The organism is Candidatus Hydrogenedentota bacterium (genome assembly GCA_019637335.1).
GTDB lineage: Bacteria > Hydrogenedentota > Hydrogenedentia > Hydrogenedentales > JAEUWI01 > JAEUWI01.
The window spans coordinates 78,006-101,655 of the sequence record JAHBVV010000021.1; the positions used below are offsets into that span (position 1 = coordinate 78,006).

At 64.7% G+C, this 23,650-nt stretch carries 11 protein-coding genes; 4 read left to right on the plus strand and 7 right to left on the minus strand.

What is annotated here, in order from left to right; genetic code table 11:
- Positions 1 to 1,610: 1,610 nt before the first annotated feature.
- On the minus strand, positions 1,611 to 5,054 hold the full coding sequence (locus tag KF886_19295) for a DUF2339 domain-containing protein (protein MBX3179507.1): 3,444 nt from the start codon (positions 5,052 to 5,054) through the stop codon (positions 1,611 to 1,613).
- A 542-nt stretch (positions 5,055 to 5,596) separates the two neighbouring features.
- Between KF886_19295 and KF886_19300 the strand changes: the two genes are divergently transcribed.
- Positions 5,597 to 6,931 (plus strand): diguanylate cyclase, encoded by a 1,335-nt coding sequence (locus KF886_19300; GenBank protein MBX3179508.1) that lies wholly within the window; start codon positions 5,597 to 5,599, stop codon positions 6,929 to 6,931.
- A 567-nt stretch (positions 6,932 to 7,498) separates the two neighbouring features.
- On the opposite strand, the gene KF886_19305 is transcribed toward KF886_19300, so the two are convergent.
- From KF886_19305 to ftsH, 4 genes are all read right to left on the minus strand, one after another.
- Entirely contained in the window at positions 7,499 to 8,215 is a 717-nt protein-coding gene (locus KF886_19305; protein ID MBX3179509.1) for a pyridoxine 5'-phosphate synthase, read from the minus strand.
- A 91-nt stretch (positions 8,216 to 8,306) separates the two neighbouring features.
- Positions 8,307 to 9,650: a phosphoglucosamine mutase gene (locus KF886_19310; GenBank protein ID MBX3179510.1), complete on the minus strand. Its 1,344-nt coding sequence runs from the start codon at positions 9,648 to 9,650 to the stop codon at positions 8,307 to 8,309.
- A gap of 44 nt (positions 9,651 to 9,694) precedes the next feature.
- Entirely contained in the window at positions 9,695 to 10,552 is an 858-nt protein-coding gene (gene folP / locus KF886_19315; protein MBX3179511.1) for a dihydropteroate synthase, read from the minus strand.
- 15 nt (positions 10,553 to 10,567) lie between these two features.
- Entirely contained in the window at positions 10,568 to 12,553 is a 1,986-nt protein-coding gene (gene ftsH / locus KF886_19320) for an ATP-dependent zinc metalloprotease FtsH (GenBank protein ID MBX3179512.1), read from the minus strand.
- Positions 12,554 to 12,862: 309 nt separating this feature from the next.
- On the opposite strand from ftsH, the gene KF886_19325 reads away from it, so the two are divergent.
- From KF886_19325 to KF886_19335, 3 genes are all read left to right on the plus strand, one after another.
- Positions 12,863 to 14,227, plus strand: coding sequence for an MFS transporter (locus tag KF886_19325; GenBank protein ID MBX3179513.1), 1,365 nt, complete (start codon positions 12,863 to 12,865; stop codon positions 14,225 to 14,227).
- Positions 14,228 to 14,455: 228 nt separating this feature from the next.
- The gene (locus KF886_19330; GenBank protein ID MBX3179514.1) at positions 14,456 to 18,547 is read left to right on the plus strand and encodes a protein kinase; all 4,092 of its coding nucleotides are present in this window, start codon (positions 14,456 to 14,458) and stop codon (positions 18,545 to 18,547) included.
- A 55-nt stretch (positions 18,548 to 18,602) separates the two neighbouring features.
- On the plus strand, positions 18,603 to 19,895 hold the full coding sequence (locus KF886_19335) for a hypothetical protein (GenBank protein ID MBX3179515.1): 1,293 nt from the start codon (positions 18,603 to 18,605) through the stop codon (positions 19,893 to 19,895).
- A gap of 85 nt (positions 19,896 to 19,980) precedes the next feature.
- On the opposite strand, the gene KF886_19340 is transcribed toward KF886_19335, so the two are convergent.
- Positions 19,981 to 21,291: a DegT/DnrJ/EryC1/StrS family aminotransferase gene (locus KF886_19340; GenBank protein ID MBX3179516.1), complete on the minus strand. Its 1,311-nt coding sequence runs from the start codon at positions 21,289 to 21,291 to the stop codon at positions 19,981 to 19,983.
- A gap of 1,529 nt (positions 21,292 to 22,820) precedes the next feature.
- On the minus strand, positions 22,821 to 23,609 hold the full coding sequence (locus KF886_19345; GenBank protein ID MBX3179517.1) for a 1-acyl-sn-glycerol-3-phosphate acyltransferase: 789 nt from the start codon (positions 23,607 to 23,609) through the stop codon (positions 22,821 to 22,823).
- Between the last annotated feature and the right edge of the window lie 41 nt (positions 23,610 to 23,650).

Genomic DNA, 23,650 nt, shown 5'->3' on the forward strand with positions numbered 1-23,650 from the left:
ATCCGTGGTCAATAGAAGAATATCGGCCACGATATTCATGGGACGGCCCGGAAATTCTCCTTGGAGTTTCCAATTCGTAAATGCTTTTACAACAGATTGTTATGGAGGTGTTGCGCGCAAGAACTTGCAGAAAAAACAAGAAAAAGACGGATAGTAGTACGAAGGAAAGAAGATGGAGAAGGATTGATATTCACGCGACGGCGCAGAGGAGACGAACCAGGGCGCGATGCGCGGTTACGGTGGGCGGGGGATTGGATTTGGAGCCACAAAGAGCGCAAAGATCACAAAGAACACGGGGGAGCCTCTGGCCGCAGCCAGGGAATTGATCACCACGAAGGGCACGAAGGAAAACAGGGAAACGCTTTAACCGCAGAGAGCGCAGAGGGTGTTATTTTGCGCGGACGGACCGGGGCGGTTGAATGAGGGCGGACTTTTCACCACGAATGGACACCAATGCACACGAATGCGCCGGGAGCGGCGGCTGGCCACGATCAGGAGTTGTGACCACGGATGACACAGCGCAGCCTTTGGCCGCAACCAAAGAAATGATCACCACGAAGGGCACGAAGAAAAACAGAGAATAGCTTTGACCGCAGAGAACGCAGAGAGCGCATAGGGTGATTTCTGGTACGCAGATGGATTGGGTGGATGATCGAGAGCGCATTCTTAACCACGAATGGACACCAATGCACCCGAATGCGCCGGGAGCGGCGGCTGGCCACGATCAGGATTTGTGACCACGGATGACACGGATGACACGGATAGCAATTGGTTCCGGTCGTTGGGGTGTGCAGGCGACTGCGTGCGATTTTCGACGCAGCCTGTTCGGATTGTTCAGCATCGGAATTGTAGCGGGGTTGATCGGGTGGCGGGCTGCTTCTTCTCGTTTGGTTCGCGTGTCGCTTCAATCCGTGTTATCGGTGTAATCCGTGGTCAATAGAAGAATACCGGCCACGATATTCATGGGACGGCCCGGAAATCCTCCCTGGATTTTTCGCTTCGTAAATTCTTTTACAACAGTTGGTTATGGAGGTGTTGCGCGCAAGAACTTGCAGAAAAAACAAGGAAATGACGGATAGTAGTACGGATAATGAATAAAGGTCAGTCTTTCATGACGCGTTGCGTCACCCGTTAAGGATGAAATGCTGCTGCTGACTTTTGGCGCTCAACCGGTGTCTCGCACGCTCAAGCCTTCGCGGCGGAGCCGCGGAGCTTGAACGTGGCACCCGTGGCTCCTTTTGAACTTTCAGAGCAGCAGTCTCGCTTTGGGAATCCGAGGCTGTGTTCACGGTATCAATGGGGCGTTCGAAATCGGCGCTCGCGCTGTCTCAGCCTGGAAGGCTAAGCCACGTTGGCCGCCCATGTAGAGACTGGGGTTATCTTCGTTCGGCCAGATATTAGTCGACGGTCCAAGTACAACAAGCCTTGCCCGCTCCGGGCCGTGCCCTGCGTCAGCCTGGAAGGCTAAGCCACGTTGGCCGCCCATGTAGAGACTGGGGTTATCTTCGTTCGGCCAGACATTAGTCGTCGGTCCAAGTACGCCAAAACCGGATGAACGCAAGAAATTGACGGATAGTAGTACAATGTCACTCCATACACGCTGTCAACTGTCAGTTGCCTTCCTCTCCATTTCCCGGCTTCGCGCTTGATTCCTGGCTCGCGCGCCAGCGCGTATAGCCATAACCGACGCCCAGGATCGTGACGCCAAGCGCGAGCAGCGCCCCCGCGCGCTCCAGCCCGTGCAAGCGCCACACGTCGAGGAGGAACACCCGGCCCAGCGCGAGGCCGATCACCGCAAGTCCCGCGTAGCGGAACCAGCGCTGGCCCGTGAACATGGCCCAGCCGAACACGGCAATGGCCCAGGCCGCCCAGGACATCGTCAGGTAGAAATTGTGAATCACGGGGATGCGCGAAAGGCATACCACGCCCAGCAACACGGACAGACCCACCACCGCCGGGATGGCCCAGGCCGTGTTCCGCTCCAGCAACGGGATGGTCGCGCGCGCCCGAAGCGCCGCCGTCCCGCGCTCCACACAGAGCCAGTACGCAATCAGGATCAGGTACCCGTAGAGGCGGCCGGATTCGCCTTCCACCACCGCCGGGGCGCTTTCGGCGAGGATGAGCAGCGTGTACAGGGCCGCGCCCGCAAGCGAAAGCAGGGCCGCTGATCCGCCGCGGAATACCGCGCTCCAACCCAGGAACGCGAGTGCGACCACCCCGGCCCCGGCGAAGCGCCAGGCCGGATCCGCAAATTCCCGGTTGAAGCCCAGCGCCGCGAGCCACGCGCACACGACCAGTATCCGCGCCGGCCAGGGCTCCGCAAAGGGCTTCCGCGACCGCAGAAAGCGCTCGCCCGCCAGCGCGCCGCCCACCAGCAGCGCCGCGCCCGCATACCAGGACACGGGCCACCCGGCGGTCGCGGGCCGGTCGGCAAGCCAATCCAGGGTGGCAAGCGCGGCCACGGCGGTCGCCAGAACCGCGAGCGATCGCGCGTGCAGCGCGAGCATGCCGGCCATCAGGACCAGCGCAACCACCATTATCGCGGCGGGCCGCCAACCCGGGCCGATCTCGCCGTCCAGGATCCAGAGCACGCACCAGGTAACCACGCCATAGACGAGGTAGGGCGCGGGCAGCAGACGGTGGAACGCCAGGCCGGCGCGTTCGCCCCACCAGCGCGTTTCGACGGCGGTGGACGCGACGGCAAGCGCGCCCACACCCGCCAGCGCCGCCCAGGGCATACCATCTCCGGATGGGAGCAGGACGGCGGGCGCGGCGCAGAAGCAGCCGGTGACCAACGCAAAGAGGCCGAGGCTCGCGCTGCCCGCCAGCGCCGCGCCGGCCACCGCCGCCAGCGACAGGGCCCCCAGTACCAGCAGGCCGTGCGCCGGCGGCATGGCCGCGTCCAAGGCCGTGGCGGCCGTGAGCAGCGCCGCGAGCATCGCATGGAGGTTCGCAACAAGTTCGCTGTTCCGGGGCCACGACCCCTGAATGTCACCGTGAAGAGCGTAGCGGGCCATACGAACTGGCGCCAGTACGCGCAACAGCTCCGCGATGGCGAGGGCCGAGACGATCACGATTGCGCCGGGATACAGAACGTCCGAAGCGGACGCCGCGGGCGTGGCCAGGTGGCCAAACCACGTCAGGGCGCCTTCAAACGTGACTGCGGCGGACGCCAGGAGCAGCGGCGCGGATCGCAGACCCAGGCCCAGGCCCGCGAGCGCCGCGGCGATCAGGGCAAATAGCGGCGCGGCCTGGTGATCGGCCAACAGGCGGTTCCCGTGGCCCAGGAGCAAGAGTACGCCGGCGAACGCGACGATATGCGACAGCACCATCCGGCTCGGACCGGGAACCGCGGCGGCGTGCTCGTGTATTTCCAAATCTTCGCGCAGGGTCTGGAGCCAGAGCGGTCCCCGCCACGGCCCGGTGGCGAAGCTATGCCACGGCGTCACGCGGTAGATCTCGGCCACGCCCCAGAGCACGGCGACGGCGGCGGCGAGAACCGCGCTGTGGCCCACAAAGCCGGGTTCACCAAGGGAGGGCGCGGAGCTAAACCCCCACGTGCATGCGCCGTGGGCAAGCGTCAGCGCGACCGCGCCGAGCGCCAGGAGCCGGGGGGCGTGCCGGTGCGTTTCCCGGGCCGCCAGGATGAGCACGAGCGACTGAAGCGCCAGCGAAAGCGTTACCGTCGGCCCGTCGAGCCACGCTCCGAATCCCACCGCTGTCAATACGGATGCCTTGGTGAGGTAGAACGACGCCAGGGGATCTTCGGCGGGGCGATCGCCTGTTTCCGCGCGCCCCTGGCTCCAGTCACGCCGGGTATAGCTCCAGCCCATCGCGAGCGCGAACAGGGCCGTCCCGAAGTAGAGGAGATGCTCCGTGGACCGGGTGAATTCGAAGCCCTGCATCAGGATGAGGCTAAGCAGCAGGAACCCGCCCGTGTTGACGCCCGCATAGGCCGTGCGCAGCCGGGCGCGTTCGACCGCGAACGCGACGGGCGCCACGCGATCGGCGATCGCGTAGAGAACCAGGTAGGCGCACAGGACCAGCATGCCGGCAATGAACTCCGGCGCCTGGCCGCCCGACGGCGCGCTCGCCAGCCAGAAGAACTGGTTGAGGTAGCTGCCGGTCATCGCCGCCATCGCCACCGCGTACCAGCCGTGGCGGTACAGGAACCAGGCGCTGCCCGCGCCGAGCAACAACAGCCCGCCGACCGCGGCGCGGCTGGGGGCCTCCAGGGTCAGGGTGGATAGCGCCACGGTGAAGTGGCCCATCAGGGTCATAATGAGGGCTACCAGCGCGGAGCGCCGCCAGTGCGCGATGGCGCCCCAACCCGCCACGAGCAGGGCGAGCGCGACCAGCGTGTACTCCTGGCGTGGCGCGATCCGGGTCTGCGGGATGTACCACGTGGCGAAGATGACGAAGTAAAGGACGCCCAGGCCACCGCCCATGAGCAGGCGCGCGAACGCCGGATACCGCGCCTCCAGCTTCCAGCCGGTTCCCGCCATGGCGCCCGCGATGCCGAGCCCCACCGCCACGCGCGCCCACGGCATCCAGGGAGCGTCCTGAAACTGGCCCGCGACCCACGTGAAGCCATACACCACGGCCATCGCGATCAGCGGCACGCCGATTCGGGGCAGCCAGTAGGTCCCCAACGCCATTTCCCAGCTCATGCCCTCGGGCGGCCCGAAGCGGCGGGGCTTTTTCGCGGGCAGCGCGGCGGGCGTGGCCGGGCGGGAGGCGACGGGGGCCGCGGCGACCGTTGCGACCGTCGCCGGGGTCGGAGCCGGCGCGGGTTTGGCGCGCTCCAGGGGCAGCGGCGGCGGCAACGGAGCGGAGGGCGTCCGGATCGTCTCCACGACCGTCGGGGGGACCGGCTCCGCTTGATCGGGCCGCAGGACCTCGATAGGGGACGGAGGCGCGCTTTCGCGGGGCGCCGCGTCCAGCGCCCGCTGCCGCGCTTCCGCTTCGTCGAGGCGAAGCGAAAGGCGTTCGACGGTTCGCTTTACGCCGTTCAGGTCGGCGCGAATGGCCGATATCTCGTCGTACACGTTCATGGTGGTTTCTCTCCACGGCGCGCCGCCCCGATGCGGCCGCCACCGTCACTATACCACAAAATCGTTAGAAATCAAACAGTAAAAACCAACCCGATGCTCCGCCCGTGCCAAACGACGATCATACTACGACCGACGGCCCCACAATTCGATTTTCGCAATTCTTTAGCGGAATGAAGCTGCTTGATTCCTCGACGATACAATCCCGCGCCGCAACGGATGTGCGGACGGCCCGCCCGCAACGCGCCGGAGGCGCGAGTCTGTTAAACAGCGGTAGTCCGGGTCCAATTGTCTCCCCGATCAAGTGTGCCGATATTGCAAACGCGCCATGCACCTCCGGTGCATTGCAGGCGGGGACGCCTGCGCTCCCAGCCTTGCGCGCTCTCGTCGTAGTGTCGTGGCATGACAAGAATGGGCTGGCGCTACTTCGTTCGGCGAACGTGTTACCCAGATCGGAACACCCTCGATGCGGGTATAATACCGTGTGGCGCGTTGGTGCGCCGCTTGCACATGCGGGATCCCCGGGGTTCCGCCCAGGCCAGCCCATGCACAATCCGTCCAAATCCGGCGCCCGGCCCGAGAAGCCGGCGTCCGGCGCCCTGGCGAACGCCAACGCCCAAATTGCCGCGCTTGAGCAGGAACTGGCCCTGAAATCCGAGCAACTCGCGCTGGCGCGGCGGGAAATTACGAACGTGCAGCAGCGCCGGATCGATGAAGAACGCCTCAAGGTCCTGCTGCAGATGGCGGGCGCGACGGCGGCGGAGCTGGACGAGCCGCTGGGCGAGCTGTTGCGGGCGTGCGCGGAGCTGGAGATCGATCCGGTGGGCGCTGGGCGGCTCGGCAAGCGGGTGGAGGCGTTGAAGGCGTCCGCGCTGCGGGTCGAGCGCTGCATCGAGCAGATCCAGAGCGCGCAATCGAGCCTGCTGGCGCCTTTGCCGCGCGACCTCGACCCTGAAACCCCCCAGGGCCATTACCGGGTTTTACTCATCGAGTGCGAAGATCACTTTTCGTCGACCCTGCACGCGTGGCTCGCGCCGTGGAGCGAGGTCGTGGAACTCAAGCGCGTGAGAAACTGCGGCCAGGCGGAGCGGCGCCTTGCGCGGGAAGCGTTTGATCTCATCCTTTCGGACTACGAGCTGCCCGACGGGAATTCGCTGGACCTCTTTACCCGGCTTTCCACCCGAATGAACCTGCCGCCGTTTATTCTGATCTCGGGGCAGGGCAGCGAGGATGTGGTGGCGCAGGCGGTCCGGCGCGGGGCCTGCGACTACCTGCCGAAGGCGGGGCTGAACCGGGAGCGGGTGGTGCAGAGCATTCTGGCGGCGCTGGAGCGTGTGCGGCTGCGCCAGGAGCTGGAGGCGGCGCACCGGCGGCTGGCGGACCTGGCGACGCACGACGAACTGACCGGTCTCTACAACCGGCGCTACCTGATGGAAGCGCTGGAAACCGAGATCAGCCGGGCCCACCGTTACGGCCAGCCGCTCACGCTTTGCATGTTCGACCTGGATCATTTCAAGGACCTGAACGACCAGTTTGGGCACGAAGCGGGGGATCGGGTGCTTGTATCCATTGCCGACATGCTGCACCAGACCGTGCGATCGCCCGACGTGGCGGGGCGGTATGGCGGGGAGGAGTTCCTCGTGCTGCTCATCAACACCGGCGTCGAAAAAGCGGCGCACTATGGGGACCGCCTCCGGCGGCAGGTGGGCCGCAAGCGGTTTCGATTCGGTGGCCAGGCGCGGGTCCGGATCACGTGCAGCATCGGCCTGGCGGCCTGCCACCCGGACGCGGATCGCGCGCCGGACCTGGTCAACCGCGCGGACGCCGCGCTCTACGACGCAAAAGGCAGCGGGCGCAACCGGGTTCGCATCGCGCGGTAGGGGGGCGGCTCAGCACAATCGCATTTAAACCTCCAACTCGAGCCGAGCGCCATATGAACCACCTTCAATGTTAAGAAGGGCGCGTGTTGGAGCGCTGGTAATACTTTAGCCGTCTGAAGTTGAGCCAGTCTTTTTGCTAGCTTGCCGCGACACTACGAGGAGAGCGCGCAAGGCTGGGAGCGCAGGCGTCCCCGCCTGCAATGCACCGGAGGTGCATAGCGTGTTCGCAATATCGGCACATTTGATCGGGAGGAAGACTGGACCCGGACCACCGCCGTTGATCAAATTCGCGCCTTCGGCGCAATGCGGGCGGCCCGCCCGCGCTCCCATTGGTCCGCCCTTCCGTTGCGGGGCAGGTTTGTGTCGTCGAGGAATCAAGTCAACTTCATTCCGCTAACGTGTGTTACGAGCGCTGGTATTTCGCCTGCGGCGAATCCCTGACCTTGCCGGCACAGATGCCGGCGCTCCAAAACGCTCACTTTCGTTGATTCAAGGTTTCAAATCGACTCAAGGTTACGCCCATTATGACGAGATCGAGTTTAAGCGCGATTGCCCTGGGGGGGAGGCTCAGCGCGGCTTGAGGGCCGCGAGGATTTCCTTCACCGCCGCCTCCAACCCGATGAATATCGCGCGCGCGATAATATCGTGCCCGATGTTCACCTCGCGCAGGCCGGGCAGCGCCACGATCGGGGCGAGATTGCGCGCGGTCAGGCCGTGGCCCGCGTGAAAGCGCATATCGGTTTGCGCGATCGCGGCGGCCGACGTCCGGAGCCGCGCCAGCTCGCGCTCGATACCCGCACCCGCCGCATTGGCGTACGCGCCGGTGTGCAGCTCCACGTAGTCCGCCCCGGTCGCCGCGCTGGCTTCGACCTGATCCGGATCGGGGTCGATAAACATGCTAACTTTGACGCCGTGGGCGTGCATGCCCGCGACCACCTCGGCCAGCCAGGCGCGCTGTGCCTTCACGTCGAGGCCGCCTTCGGTGGTGATTTCCTGGCGGTTCTCGGGCACGAGGCAAACGGTGTAGGGTTTCACCTGGTGCGCGATGGCGATGATTTCGTCCACGGCAGCCATTTCGAGGTTCATGCGCGTCGTAAGCGCGCCCGCGAGCGCGTACACGTCCCGGTCCTGTATGTGCCGGCGGTCCTGTCGCAGGTGCACGGTAATCTGCTGGGCGCCCGCGCGCTCGCAGACCGCCGCCGCCTCCAGCACGCTGGGGACAATACCCTTTCGCGCCTCGCGGAGGGTTGCCACGTGGTCTATGTTGACGCCGAGTTCTATCATGCCAGCCTGTCCTTTACGGGTATGCCGCGGGCGCGCGAAGATGAGCCTTCGCGAGAGCGCGCCCGTCCTCCCACCGCCCCATGCGCACGGTTTACAGCGCGGCGACGCGGTCCGCCAGTTGCTTCGTCAGGGTCTGTGCGGTGCGCGCGTCCTGGTGCTGCACCATCACCCGCACGATGGGCTCGGTGCCGGAAGGCCGTATCACGACCCGGCCCTTCCCCGCGAGCTCGTCGCGAATTTCCTCCACCAGCGCGTCAAGCGATTCCTGCGAGGGTTTGGGCTTGCCGCCGAGGGGCACTTTCTGGTGGCTCTCCGGCATCTCCTGGTAGGCGTGGGCCAGATCCGTCAGCGGCTGCTCCTTGCGAACGATGATGGCGAGCACCTGCAGCGCCGCGATAATCGCGTCGCCCGTGGTGTTGTGATCCAGCATGATCATGTGCCCCGAGGACTCCCCGCCAATGGCCAGGCCGTGCTCGCGCATGGCCTCCACGACGTAGCGGTCGCCGACCTGGGTGTGGATAATCTTGCCGCCCAGCGGCTCGAGCGCGCGCGCCAGGCCGCCGTTGGCCATGATGGTCGTCGCGATGGTGCTGTTGGGCAGTTCGCCGCGCTCAAGCCGGTCAATCGCCAGAATGGCGAGCAGCGCGTTGCCGTCGAGCAGCCTCCCGTTGCCGTCGGCCATGACGAGCCGGTCCCCGTCGCCGTCAAAGGCGATGCCGAGGTCGGCGCGCTCGCGGATGACCGTTGCGCGCATTTCCTCGGGATGCACCGAACCGACTCCCTCGTTGATGTTTCGGCCGTCGGGCCGATCGCCAATCGCAATCACCTCGGCGCCGAGTTCGCGCAGCGTGTTTGGACCGGCCTTGTATGTCGCGCCATTGGAACAGTCGACCACGATCCGGAGGCCATCGAGGCGCATGCCCTTGGGGAACGAGGCCTTCACAAACTCGATGTAGCGTCCGACGGCGTCGTCAATGCGCCGGGCAACGCCGATGTCGTTGCCGGTGGGCCGTGTCTTCTCGACCTCTTTCGTGCGGATGAGCCGTTCAATCTCGTCTTCGGACTCGTCCGGGATTTTGTAGCCGTCGCGCCCGAAGAGCTTGATGCCGTTGTCGGCGTAGTCGTTGTGAGAGGCGGAAATCATGATTGCGCCATCGCAGCGGAGGCTCCGCATGATGTAGGAGACGCCCGGGGTGGGGAGGGGCCCGGTCAGAAGGACGTTAATCCCGGCGGAGCACAGGCCGGCCGTCAGCGCGTTCTCCAGCATATAGCAGGAACGCCGCGTATCCTTCCCGATCAGAATGGTGTGGTGCCCCTTCCCGTTCTGAAACAAGTGGCCCGCGGCCCGGCCCACCTGAAGGGCCATCTCGGCGGTCATCGGGTACAGGTTCGCCTTGCCCCGGATCCCGTCCGTGCCAAACAAGCGATCTGGCATGCCTCTCTCCTTGTTGAACTTCCCGTGTTCCGTTCGCGCCTATTCTAACAGACTCCGGCGTACAAAATGGCCTCGGCCATGCGCGTCACCCGCGCCATCGCGCGCACATCGTGCACGCGAACGGCGTGCGCCCCGGCGAGCACCGACGCCGCAACCGTCGCCGCCGTGCCCTCGCCGCGGTCGCCGATGTCCACGTTCAGCACGTGACCGATCGTGGACTTGTTCGACGTCCCGATGAGCACGGGCAAGCCGAATCGGCAAAACTCCCCCAGGTGTTTCAGCAGAATCAGGTTGTGCTCGGGCGTCTTCCCGAACCCGAAACCCGGATCGAGCCAGAGCTGCTCCCGCCGGATTCCGGCTCGCTCCGCCGCCGCGATACGCTCTTCGAAGAAGGCGCCTATGTCCGCCACCACATCGCCATACTGCGGGTTTGCCTGCATATTGCGCGGCTCGCCCCGCATGTGCATCAGCACGCACGGGCAGCCCCGATCGGCAACAACCGCGGCCATCTCGGGATCGAAGCGAAGCGCGCTGATGTCGTTGATCATGGCCGCGCCCCGGTCCAGCGCGGCGCGCGCCGTGGCCGCGTGATACGTATCCACGGACAAGGGAACCGGGCAGTCGCGCAGCAGGTCGAGGACGGGAATAAGCCGCGCCATCTCCGCTTCCGGCGTCACCGGCGCGGCGCCGGGGCGCGAGGATTCGGCGCCCAGATCGAGGATATCCGCCCCGTCCGCCGCCAGCGCCAGCGCGTGGTCCCGCGCGGCCTCGGGATCGGGCAGGCGTCCCCCGTCAAAAAACGAATCCGGCGTCAGGTTCACGATGCCCATCACGAACGCGCGCCGCCGCGCAATCACCGCGCCCGTGTACAACGGCGCAAAACGGCCAGCAGCAGCATTCATGGCGCGGCCGGGCGCCTAGACGGTGTCCGGCACGATGCCGCCGGGCGCCGCCGTTTCGGGGGAATCATCCTCGTCGCTCTTTTTGTCCCGGGCTTCTTCGCGGGCTTCGGAGGCGGCGGCGGGCTTGTCCTCGGCGGCTTTCCGGGGTTCGGGATCCGCGGGAATGAGGTGCTCTCCGCCAACCTCGCGGATGATCGCGTTCACCTCGCGGGCGTCCAGCGTCTCGCGTTCGTAGAGCGCCTCGGCCAGCGCCTTGAGTACGTCGATATGCTCTTCGAGCATCTTTTTCGCGTCGGTGTAGGCCTCTTCCAGAAGCCGGTGCACCTCGCGATCCACGGCGGCGGCCGTCTCGTCGCTGTAGTCCCGGGTTTTGCTGAAGTCGCGCCCGAGGAACACTTCATCGTTGCTCCCGAACGAGATCGGGCCAAGGTCGCTCATGCCCCATTCGCACACCATGGCGTGCGCGCGCGCCGTGGCCTGTTTCAGGTCGTTCGCGGCGCCGCTGTTGAATTCGCCGTAGATAAGCTCTTCGGCCGCGCGCCCGCCCATGATCATGCGCATGTTTGCGAGGCACCACTTCTTCGAGGCGCAGTACTTGTCCTCGGTCGGCAGGCTGCTCGTCACGCCGAGCGCGGGACCGCGCGGAATCACGGTGACCTTGTGCATGGGGTCGGCGTCCGGCAGCAGCTGGCAGAGGAGGGCGTGGCCCGCTTCGTGGTAGGCCGTCGCCAGTTTCTGCTCCTGGCTCATTACCAGGCTGTTGCGCGCGGGCCCCATGATCACGCGGTCCTTCGCGTCCTCGAAGTCGACCATCGTGACCTTGTCCTGGTCGCGCCGCGCGGCGAGCAGGGCCGCCTCGTTCACCATGTTGGCCAGGTCGGCGCCGGAAAAGCCCGGGGTGCTGCGGGCCAGGATCGAGGAGTCGACGCTCTCGTCGACGGGGACCTTCTGGTTCTTGATGTGAATATCGAGAATCTGCCGGCGCCCGTTGATATCGGGATTCGCCACGACCACCTGCCGGTCGAAACGGCCCGGCCGGAGGAGCGCGCGGTCGAGAACGTCGGGGCGGTTGGTCGCCGCCATGAGGATTACGCCGTCGTTCGTGTTGAAGCCGTCCATCTCCACGAGCAGCTGGTTCAGGGTTTGCTCGCGCTCGTCGTGGCCGCCGCCGAGTCCGGCCCCGCGCTGGCGGCCCACGGCGTCGATCTCATCGATAAAGATGATGCAGGGGGCGTGCTTGTGGCCCTGCTGGAACAGGTCGCGGACGCGGCTGGCGCCGACGCCCACGAACATTTCCACGAAATCGGAACCGCTGATGCTGAAGAAGGGCACGCTCGCCTCGCCGGCCACGGCGCGGGCGAGGAGTGTTTTGCCGGAACCGGGAGGGCCCACGAGGAGCACGCCGCGGGGGATCTTGCCGCCGAGCCGTGTGAATTTCTTGGGCTCTTTCAGGAATTCGATAATCTCGTGGAGTTCTTCCTTCGCTTCATCCACGCCCGCCACGTCATTGAAGGTGACGGTCTTGTCGCCCTGGTTCACCATGCGGGCGCGGCTCTTGCCGAACGACATGGCCTTGTTGTTGCCGCCCTGCATCTGCCGGATCATGAAAAACCAGAAGGCGCCGATAATCAGCAGCAACAGGAAGATCTGGAAGATCATGTTGGGGATCATCGAGTTTTCTTTGCTGTATTCGACGCCCACGCCCTGCGCCAGCAGCTGCTGCTCCCAATCCTTGGGGAACTCCTGCAGCGTAAACGGAGGAAGCTCCTTCTGCTTCGCCTCGCCCACGGGTTCCTTGAACTTCGCATAAACCCGAACGCTGTTCTCGTCCAACGTCACTTTAACCGGGTCGGCCAGGTTTCCGGCCTCCATCTGGGTCACGAAATCGGACTGGCCCTTCATGGAGGGCTTGGCGTTCATCTCCGAGAAACGCGTCAACACCAGCACGACGATAATGCCGAGCACGATCCAGAGGGACACCTGTTTGAATAAGCCATTCATAACGGAATAGAGAACCTCATCTTAGTCACTGGGCGCATCATCGGGCTGCCGCAAGACGATTAGAAATGGCGAGTACGGCGAATGCCGGAACAGTGCGCCAGAGCGGGGTCCCACTGGCGCACGGGCTGCATGCCTGTGGCGGTTGTGCTTAAAGTCAATGATCATCATACCATAGGGCGGGCGACCATACAACGGCGGCGCGGGAATCGGACGGGCCGTGTTTTGCGTCGGCCCCCGAGCGACCGGTATGATTCCGGCTGCCGCTCGAACCAGTTCCCCCGATCAAACCCTATTCACGAAGTATGTGAAATGACATCCACCGCCGCGCCCGCCACTATGAATCCCGCCGAAGGCCGCTCCACGCTCCGCGCGGTATTTGTAACGCTTTTCCTGGATCTGGTGGGGTTTTCAATCATTTTCCCCCTGTTTCCGGGCATGCTCGAGTTCTACAGCGCCCAGGATCCGCCCTCCCCAACCTTTTCCGCCCTCTACGCCGCACTCGAACGCCTCACGGCCGCGCTCGGCGTCAGCGGGGGGCACTGGGGCATCATCGTGCTCTTTGGCGGCGCGCTCGGCTCGCTTTATTCGCTTCTCCAGTTCGTGGGCGCACCCCTTTTCGGGGCGCTTTCCGATCGGATCGGCCGCCGGCCCGTCATCCTACTGTCTCTCGTCGGGATTCTGATTTCCTACGTGATGTGGTTTTTCGCCGCGGGTTTCGGGCTTCTCGTTGCGGCGCGGCTGCTGGGCGGCATCATGAGCGCCAACATCAGCACCGCCACCGCGATCGTGGCCGACACCACAACCCCGGAGAACCGCTCCCGAGGCATGGCTATCATCGGCATTGCCTTCGGGCTGGGTTTTACGCTCGGCCCCGCGATAGGCGGCGTTACGGCGAGCATCGACCTTACCGCGTATTACCCGGGGCTCGCGGCGTGGGGGGTCAACCCCTTTTCGGCGCCCGCGGCGGCGGCCCTCCTACTTACGGTCTTCAACCTTGTATACGTCGCCCTCCGGCTGCCCGAGACGCGCCGCAAAGACCTCGCTCCGCGGGCCGCGCGGATCGCAAACGTGTTCGCTCTCCTGCGCACCGAGCACTACCCGGGCGTCACGCGCACCAACCTGACGTACTTCCTCTTTCTCCTGGCATTCTCCGGCATGGAGTTTTCCCTGACCTTCCTGGCGCACGAGCGGCTGGACTACGGCGCGGGTAAGAATGCGCTTATGTTCCTCTTCGTTGGCCTCGTGCTGGTGGTGGTGCAGGGCGGCTACGTGCGCCGGCGTTCCGGCGCGGTTGGCCCGCGGCGAATGGCCCTGCACGGCCTGGCGATGGTCATGCCGGCCCTCGTCGTCGTTGGGCTGTCCGGCCACTACCGGAGCAGCCTTGTGCTGTATGTGGGACTCTTCTTCCTCGCGGCCGGCGCCGCCCAGGCTTTGCCCTGCCTCACGGCGCTGGTGAGCGTGTACACGCCGCCCGAGGACCAGGGCCGGGTTTTGGGGATCTTCCGCTCGCTCGGCGCGCTGGCCCGGGCCATGGGGCCCCTCTTCGCGGCGGCGCTGTACTGGTGGACCGGCCCCACGTTCGCCTATTGCCTCGGGGCGGTGTTTGTGCTTGTTCCGCTGGGCATGGCCCTCGGGCTTCCGCGCGCGGCCGATCCGCTCCCAACCCGCGCCTGATTCATACACCGTTTCCGGGCGTTGCCAAGCGCCTCCCGCGCCTCTATAATGGCAACGGTAGAGCACCCCGGCGCCGGGCGGGAGCCCCATCTCCAGCCCGGGCCCGCCACCACGGGAGCGTGCAACGCCGGGGCGGCGCCCGCCGCTCCTCCCGACCACGCTCGCGCCACCACCCATAATGAAACGGCTGGCGCCATGTTCGGGGACGACGCGCGGAAGAACTGACTGGTGACCGATCACGATCCATACCCGGAGGAGGGCCCGCACCGCGGAAACGGGGACGCCATGCCGGGCGATCGGCGCGCCCCTTCGCCGGGGGCCCCGCTGGAGCCGCACGCCATGCCCACCGTGGCCGGGGCGCCGGTGGGCGGCCTGTCCCTGGTGCTGGATCTGGATCTTCCGGGCGATGGCGCGCACGACCGCTACGAGAACCCGGTGGAATTCGGCCGGGGCGGCATGGGCCGGGTCTTCATCGCGCGCGATTCGGTGCTCAGCCGCGAGATCGCACTGAAGGTACTCCACACCGACGCGGGCGCGGACGAGGCGACGGTGGCCGGCACCCAGGCGCCGACCCAGAATGGCTACCTCGCCCAGCGCTTCCTGCGCGAAGCCCGAATCACCGGCAATCTCGAGCATCCATCCATCGTACCCGTGTATGAGCTCGGACGCCGACCCGATGGGGCCTACTTCTACACCATGAAGCTCGTGCGCGGGCGGACACTCCACCGCGCCATCCGCGACGCGCGAACGCTCGAAGCGCGCCTCAAACTACTGCCGCACGTGATCGATCTCTGCCATGCCATCGCCTATGCCCACAGCAAGGGCGTCATTCATCGGGACATCAAGCCCGCCAACGTGATGCTTGGCTCGTACGGCGAAACCGTGGTCATCGACTGGGGTCTCGCGCGCGTCATCGGCGGCGACGATCCCTACGCGCCCCGCCTCGGCGCGGCCGGATCGGAGGGACGAACGCATCCGGACGCCGACGCCAACGCAACCGGCGCGGGAATTCCGGTCGGCACGCCCCACTACATGTCCCCGGAGCAAGCGGCGGGACGGCTCGACGAAATCGGCCCGCACTCGGATGTCTATGCGCTGGGCGTGGTGCTGTACGAACTGCTTACCGGGCGCACGCCCCACACGGGATCGCGCCCGGGCGATGTTCTGCGGCAGGTGCTCCATAGCCGCCCGAAACCCGCGACGTTTCACGAGCCGTCGCTTCCGCCCGCGCTTGCGGCGATCTGCGCTCGCGCGATGGCCCCGGGGATTGGTGACCGGTACCCCTCGGCGGCGGCGCTTGCGGAGGAGTTGAACAGGTTCACAACGGGCGCCCTCGTGCATGGACACAGCTACACCGCCTGGGAACTGGTAAGGCACTACTACCGCCGTAATCGCGCCCTGTGCAACACCGTAATCGCGGCAATCGCGGTCACCGGGCTGGTGGCGATCACGTCCTATGTCCGGATCCTGGAGGCGAACCAGCGAGAACGCGCGCAGCGGCTGGCGGCGGAGGCGGAGGCCTACCGGGCAAATATTCAAGTGGCCGCCAGCGATGTGCGCGCGGAGCGCTTTCTGAATGCCCGCGAGCGGCTGGAGCAGCAACATCCGGATCTGCGGGACTGGGAATGGGGCTTCCTTTTCGAGCAGAGCCACCGGGACCGGGCCACGGCGGAAGGCCATGGCGAACGGGTCTACCAGATCATCGGAGTCCCGCGTTCCGGGCGCATAGTCTCGAATTCGGGCTCCGAGGTATGCGTGTGGACCACGCCGAGCCTCGAACTGGTGCACCGATTCTCCATACCGCCGTTTCCATCGACCGGAATCAGTCTTTCCGCGGACGAGCGGCTTATCGCCCTGAGCCGGCTCGACGGAATCATCGAACTCTACGATTTCAATTCGTTCGGTCTGGTGCGCAGTTTTCAGGAAGACGCCCTTACCTTCGGCAGCGCGGTTCTCAGCGGCGACGGGTCCCGGCTGGCCGCGGGCGCGAACGACGGTACGCTGGTTATCTGGAACCTGGCGAATGGCGCGGAGGCCCATCGGGAACCCGGTAATGGGTCCGTCCGGTATGTGCTCGGAATGAACCAAACCGGTTCCCGGCTGCTCCAGATGGAAACCCCGGGAACGGTTCGTCTGCTGGATTTGGATGCCGGCGGCCCTCTGGTGGAATTGGTCACGGAAGCGCACTCGATCTCGGTGAATGGAGGCCGCTTCGCGCTACGCCATGGCGCGGGGGTGGAAGTCTACGATCTCAACTCGGGCGAGTTGCTCCGGCGGGTTGATCCGCCTGATGGGCGCTTTGAACAGATCGCGCTGAGCGGCGACGGGCGCCGGGTTTCGGCCCTGGGCCCGAGTTCGACCGCGTATGTCTGGCCGGTCGAATCGGGAAGCGCCGTGGGCGCGTTTCGCGCCGAAAACGCGCGGCGCCTACTCGGCTTGAGCCAGGACGGCGGCTACCTTGCCGTGGCCGTGCACCCCAACGGCATAGAGATCCGGGAAAGCGAAAGCGGCCGGGTCGCCGCCGTGTATCAGGGCCATTCGGACCGCGTGGAAACGGGTGTGTTTGGGCCCGATGGCCAGTATTTCTACTCCGGGAGCGCGGACGCCACATTGAAATCCTGGCGCATGCCCGACCCGATCTCCCCGCCCGCCGGCGACCAGCGTGGCCGCTTTGCGGGCCTGGCGCATGATCGGGCGTCTGGCCGGATCGCGGCTACAACCACCGGCGGCTCCGCACACTTCCTCCGGGAAGATGGCTTCGAGCACGTGCTGTCCGTTTCGTCGTTCGAGGGATCCAATACCACGCGCGCGGCCTTCCACCCGGATGGCGACCGGGCGGCCGTCCGGCTGAATCCCACGAGCGTGCTGGTGATTTCGCTTCCCGGCGGGGAGATTGTCGACCGCCTCCACGATAGCCCCGCCGCCATCGACGAAGTGGCCTACAGCCCGGACGGCAGCCAGGTGGCGCTGGCGTGTTTCGATGGCGCGGTTCGCCTCTGGGGCGGGGACGGTACCGGGAGCCTGCGCGAAGCTGCGCGCCATTCCGGGCGTGTGACGTCGGTGACTTTCGTCCCGAATAGTGACCTGCTCGTATCGGCTTCGGATTCTGGGGAGGTGCTTGAGACCCGCTGGCGATCGGGGAACGCCCTTCGACGCTGGGCCCACGACGGGCGCTCCGTTGTGACGATGGGCGCGAGCCCGGCGGGCGGCTGGGTGGCCTATGCCCTCGACGACCACAGCATTCACCTCGTGGACGCGGTGTCCGGTGGCGACGCAAAGCGGATGATCGGGCACGACCACCGGGTGCGCGGTCTGGCGTTCTCGGAGCGCGGAAGCCGGCTGTTCAGTATCTCGGACCGTGGCGAGCTGAAGATCTGGAGTGTGGATACCGGGCAAGAACTTCTGACCCTGGACGGCAAGCAGAATCTGGCAAGCGATATCATACTGACGCCCGCGGGGGCCGTGGCCGGGCTGGACGCTGGATCGCTCGGGGTCTTTCCAGTCTTTCCCGTGGAGGCCTGGGCGCGCGCGAGTTCCGATCCCGCGTTCATCGCGCAATACAAGGAAGAGCGCGACCGGGCGGCGCGGGACACGGTGATACCGCTTCAGCCGGCGGTGACCGTGGCCTACAGCACGCGGGAGAACCTCCGCGCCGCCGCGGTTCGTCTTGCCGCAATGGAGACCGCGGTTTCCGCCGGAGGCACGTACCAGGAACCCGCGTGGAACCCGCTGGTCTTGCTCGGACTACTGCCGGGCGACCGGCTGCTGGAGGTTGGCGCCACGCGCGATCCGGATGCGGCGGCGTTTCGCGAATCGCTGGAGACGATAGGAGAGGGCGCATCCGCGGAGTGGCGCCTTGACCTGCGCCTGTCCCGCCAAGGCCGGGAGTTGCGCATTGAACACCGCGGCGTCGCGCAGGCGGTCACCGGGATCGAGCGGAGGCTGTCCGGCTCCATGGCGGCCGAAGTGCTGCGCCAGCTGGAAGAACGCGTTCGCCCCTTCGAACGGGTCATTGTGGAGTACAGCCAGCGCTTCGGCCGGGAATCAGGCGCGCTGCTGCCCGGGGATCAGGATCTGGAGGGCCTCTGGCTGATGCCCCCGGCCAGCGAGGACGATGTAGCCCTCCTGCGGGATTTCGGCCTCGTACGCGGCGACTGTATCCGCGCGATCAATAACATTCCGATTACACACTATGCTACCCTGGTCTCGGACCTGGGCAGGGCGCGCGCGGCCGTTCAGGCAGGCTGGACGGGAACGGTCGAATTGGAAGTGCGCCGCAATCGATTTCACCGCGTCGATCTTCGGATCGCGGTCGAGTAGGCGGGGGCGCCATGGGGGCGCCGCCGGCAGCAGGACAAACAGGAAGGAACACGGCATGGCAACACATACGGGCAGCACCATCTGGGACATTGAGCAGTCACTCCGGCGGCTGGGGCCGGATCACTACGGGCGCTACCGGGAGACCCACCAGCGGGTGGCGGTCATGGGCAACGCGTTGCAGGGCCTGCCCCTGCGGGGGATCTACCACAACCCCGCGCGGGAGACGGTCGCCGCCCTGCTTGCGAACACCGATCGCCCCGGCATGGTTTCGGAAAAGCTGCTGACGCACGCGGAGCAGCAGCGCCTGCTTGGAGCCCTGCAGGCCGTGGAGGCCGCGTTGGAGGCCGCGGATCCGGGCCTTACCCTGTATACGATTGCGACGCGGCCCGGCAGCGAGTTTCCGGAGATTATGGCGGCGCTGGCGCAGGTAGACGCCGCAACGCCGAAGGTCTGCGTGCCTTTTGTGCAGGCCGATTATGATCCGGCCCGTGCGGCGGGCGCGCTGGACGCGCTGCTCGACTTGATTGGCGATCGGCACACCCTGATCGACCTGTACGACCGGCAGCCCGCGGTGGCGTGGCGCGCGGCGTTCAACGGGGTCATGGTTCGGGCGCGGCGGGCCGGGCTGCTGGTCGAACTGCGCGGCATCTGGAAGCCGCCCGCGCCGGGCTACATCAGCGATCCCGCGGACAGCCGCTGGGATGTTCGCTCCTGCGTGGCGCCCGAGAACGCGGTGCTCTACAAGGACGTCCACGTGCGAATCAACACGATGGCGTACCTCATGGACGGCCTCACCTACGGGGACTTCTTCGACCTGCCCATGGGCGATGACCAGGTGTTGCCGCACTTCAAGCGGCGGATCGAAGCGGACAACGGCTACTGGTTCACGGCGCTGGAGCGGGATCGGGTGAGCGCCGCTATCGATGAGATTCTGGCCTACCTGGGCAGCCCGGGCGCGCCGGCGGGGCTTACCCTTCGCGAGGTCTATTCCGATCCGGACGCTCCCCGGGAAGTATTGATCGCCTTCCAGCGCATGCTCGACGTGAAGCCGGAGCTCTGCCTGCCCTTCATGCTGCACACCTGGGATCACGCGGAGGCCGGCGCGGCGATCGATGTGTTTCTGACGAAGAACCGGGATCGAACGCTGAAGGCCCTGTATACCAGCGCGCCGGACCCGGCCAAGCCCACCTACACACAATCGGAATATGAGCTGATTCTTCAGCAGAGGAACGCCACGCGGGTCCTGCTTCAGAAGAGCAATGACCTGAGATGCTATAACCCGGGCGAATGCCTGTATGAACCCTACGATTACTGCACAACCACCCCATATGGGAATTGCCAGCCGTAAGGCGCACAGTCCCGATTTAACGCAAGAGCCGCCCCGCATAGCAGCATGCGGGGCGGCTCGTTTTGTCTCGCTGAATGGCTCTATATCACTTCGGGCGCGACTTGTAGGCCTTCTTCTTCGACGGAACGGACTTCCGCAACTCGCCGATATTGTCGACCACCTTGCGAACCGCCTTCGCCACCAGATCCATGTCGCTCTGGGTGTTCATCAGCAAGCGGTGGTGGACGGTCACCCCGGAATTCTTGTGCGCGTCCGTGCACACCGGGATCTTGTGTCGCGCCGGATCGATCGCCTTCCAGTACGCCGCATCCAGCTTGTGGCGGACCTTCGTCCGCGGCTTGTACAGCACGCACTGGTTCAGCGGCTGGTAGGGCGCTTCGAAACCGTTCGTGTTGAGCTCGGCGTTCAGCGCCGCATAGAACTGCGCGTTCGTTACCTTCAGTTCCTTCGTATCGATCCGGAAGCTGAAATTGAAGTAACTCTGCTGGGTCACTTCCCTGCGCCGCCGCATCGGAAGAATTCCCGGAATCTCGGCCAGCTGGCTGTTGAGGTAGATCGCGTTCGCGTCCCGCTCCTTCACCTGCCCGTCCAGACGCCTGAGCGCGCCCAGCAGAATAGCCGCCTGCCACTCTGTAAGCCGGTAGTTGCCCGATTGCAGCGTCGTGTCGTGCGCCGCCGGCTTTTTCAGGCCGAAAACCACGGGGCTCGCCTCATACGGGCGCCCGCAGTTCCGCAGGCTGTAGAGGCGGTAGAACATTTCCTTCGTCTTGCACATGTTGAAGCCGCCCTCTCCCGAGGAGATCACCTTGGACTCCTGGAAGCTGAACGAGGCCACGTCGCCGAAGGATCCCACGCCCTTCCCTTTCCAGAAGCTGCCGTGCTGGTGCGCGCAATCCTCGATAAGGAACAGCTTGTGCTTCTTGCAGATAGCGGCCAGGCGCGTCAGGTCGGTCATGCAGCCGTAGAGGTGCACCACGATGATCGCGCGCGTTTTTTTCGTGATCAGGGACTCGACGTGGTCGAGATCGAGGTTCCAGGTGTCCGGCTCCACGTCCGCGAGCACTGGAATCGCGTTTACGTCCACGCACGCGGCGGCGGTGGCCTGCCACGTCATCCCGGGCACGATCACCTCGTCGTAGGCGCCGATTCCCAGGGCCTCGAGGGCCAGCTGGATGCCCACCGTGCCGTTCGCGCAGCACAGGCCGAACTTGGCTTTTTGATAGGCGGTGAATTTCTCCGCGAACTCCCACTCGTGGGCGCCGTCATATGACCAGTTGTTGCTCTTCGTGATTTTTGCAACCAACTCCACGTCCGCGGCGTCGCTCACGGGCCAGCCGGCCCAGGTTTTCGATTTCGGCGTGACGGCCTTGCCGCCGTTCAATGCAAGTGTTCCCATGTGTCGTTTCTCTCTTCCCGGCGCGGGTTCGCGCCACCGTGGTTGGACGTCGCTGGCATTTCCAGGCTCGGGCAATAGCATAGCGGGCGCGGCGTGGATCCTTCAATCAGCCTGAAAGGGACGCAGCGCAGCCTCTGGCCGCAACCGAAGAAATAATCACCACGAAGGCCACGAAGAGAGGAAGTATTTGAAGGGGGGGCCATGCGAAGGTGTATGGAATTGATCCGTGTCGGGATGCGGGGTTGATGCGCGGGGAGATTGGATCGGGAGCCACAAAGAGCAAAGAGAACACAAAAGATTTGTTTGAACCGCGAGTGAGCGCGAATCGACTCCGCGTGGTCTTTCGCCGCGTTCTGGAGTTTTGACCACGGATTACACAGCGCAGCCTTTGGCCGCAACCAAAGAAATGATCACCACGAGGGGCGCGAAGGTCACGAAGAAAAACAGAGAATAGCTTTGACCGCAGAGAACGCAGAGAGCGCATAGGGTGATTTCTTGTAGGCAGATGGATTGGGTGGATGATCGAGAGCGCATTCTTAACCACGAATGAACACCAATGCACGCGAATGCATCGGGAGCAGCTGCGGGCGGCGATCAAGAATTGTGCCCACGGATTGCACAGATGACACGGATAGAAAATGATTTCGGTCGTTGAGGTGTGCCGGCGGCTGCGTGCTGTTTCCAAGGTGGCCTGTTCGGATTGTTCAGCATCGGAATTGTAGCGGGGTTGATTGGTTAGCGGGCCGCTTCTTCTCGTTTGGTTCGGGTGTCGCTTCAATCCGTGTCATCGGTGTAATCCGTGGGCAAGAAAAGAATTTCGACCATGAAACTTGCGGAACGGCCCGGAAATTCTCCTTGGAGTTTCCAATTCGTAAATGCTTTTACAACAGATTGTTATGGAGATTTTGCGCGCAAGAACTTGCAGAAAAACAAGAAAACGACGGATAGTAGTACGAAGGCCACGAAGAGAAGAAGTATTTGAAGGGGGGCATGCGAAGGTGTGTGGAATTGATCCGTGTCGGGATGCGGGGTTGATGCGCGGGGAGATTGGATCGGGAGCCACAAAGAGCACAGAGAACACAAAAGGTTTGTTTGAACCGCGAACGGACTCCGCGCGTCCTTTGACCGCGATCAAGAATTGCGCCCACGGATTGCACTGATGACACGGATAGCAATTGGTTCCGGTCGTTGGGGCTTGTCAGCGCCAGCGTGCTGTTTCCAAGGCAGCCTGTTCGGATTGTTCAGCATCGGAATTGTAGCGGGGTTGATTGGTTGGGGGGCGGCTTTTTCTTGTTTGGTTCGCGTGTCGCTTCAATCCGTGTCAGCGGTGTAATCCGTGGGCAAGAAAAGGACTTCGACCATGAAACTTGCGGAACGGCCCGGGAATTTTCCCTGGAGCTTTCGCTTCGTAAATTCTTTTACAACAGTTGGTTATATGGATTTTGAATGGAAGAACTTGCAGAATAAACAAGAAATTGACGGATAGTAGTGCATATTCCTGTCTGCGATGTCCCATGTCACGCCGCCAGTCAGCGAAGCGGCTTATACCGCGCCGCGACGGCCTCGTGCAACGCCCCCGCGAGCGCCTTGCGATCCGTGCCCGCCATCGGCTCCGCGCCAAAACATAGCTCCACGTCAAACCCCGGGTAGAGCAGGAGCCGCCGGACATGGCGGAAAAACGGCTCGGGACGCCACCATCCCACGATCCGCGAAGGCGGCGGATCGGTATACGGGGTGTCGTAGTTAATCGTTACGAAGTGCACCGGGAAACCGCTGTCTATCGCGGGCTGGATGAGCGCGGACTTGAACGGCTCCACCGCGAGCCCCCGCGAGATACGGCTCTCGGCAAACACCACGAGCGCATCCCCCTGGCGCAGGGTGTGCGCGATCTGCTCGTTCACGCGCACGGCGTCCTGGCGCTGTTCCCGGTTGATGAACAGCACGTGAAGGGAACGCGTGATCCAGCCGATCACGGGCCACAACGCCAGATCGCCGCGCGCGACAAACGTCGTGCCCAGCACCGAGGACAGCACGAAGATGTCGAGGTAGCTGAGATGGTTCGCCACCAGGTAGAACGGCGGGGAGGGAAGCGGGCCGTGAACGCGGATGCGGGCCATGGCGAGCTTCCGGAAGCCCCAACCCCATACACGCAGGATCCAACGGCGCCCCCGGCGATCCGCGGCCTCGTTGACCCAGATCAGCGGCCAGAATCCAACGCGCACGGCCCAGATCAGGCCCGTCCAGAGCAGCAGCATCAGGAAACGAAACCAGCCCAACAGGGGGCGAGGCGAGACGGATTCTGTTAAGCTAGGGTTCACACACGACCTTCCGCGAGCCGGTTTGAGGCCGGGTTGTGCGG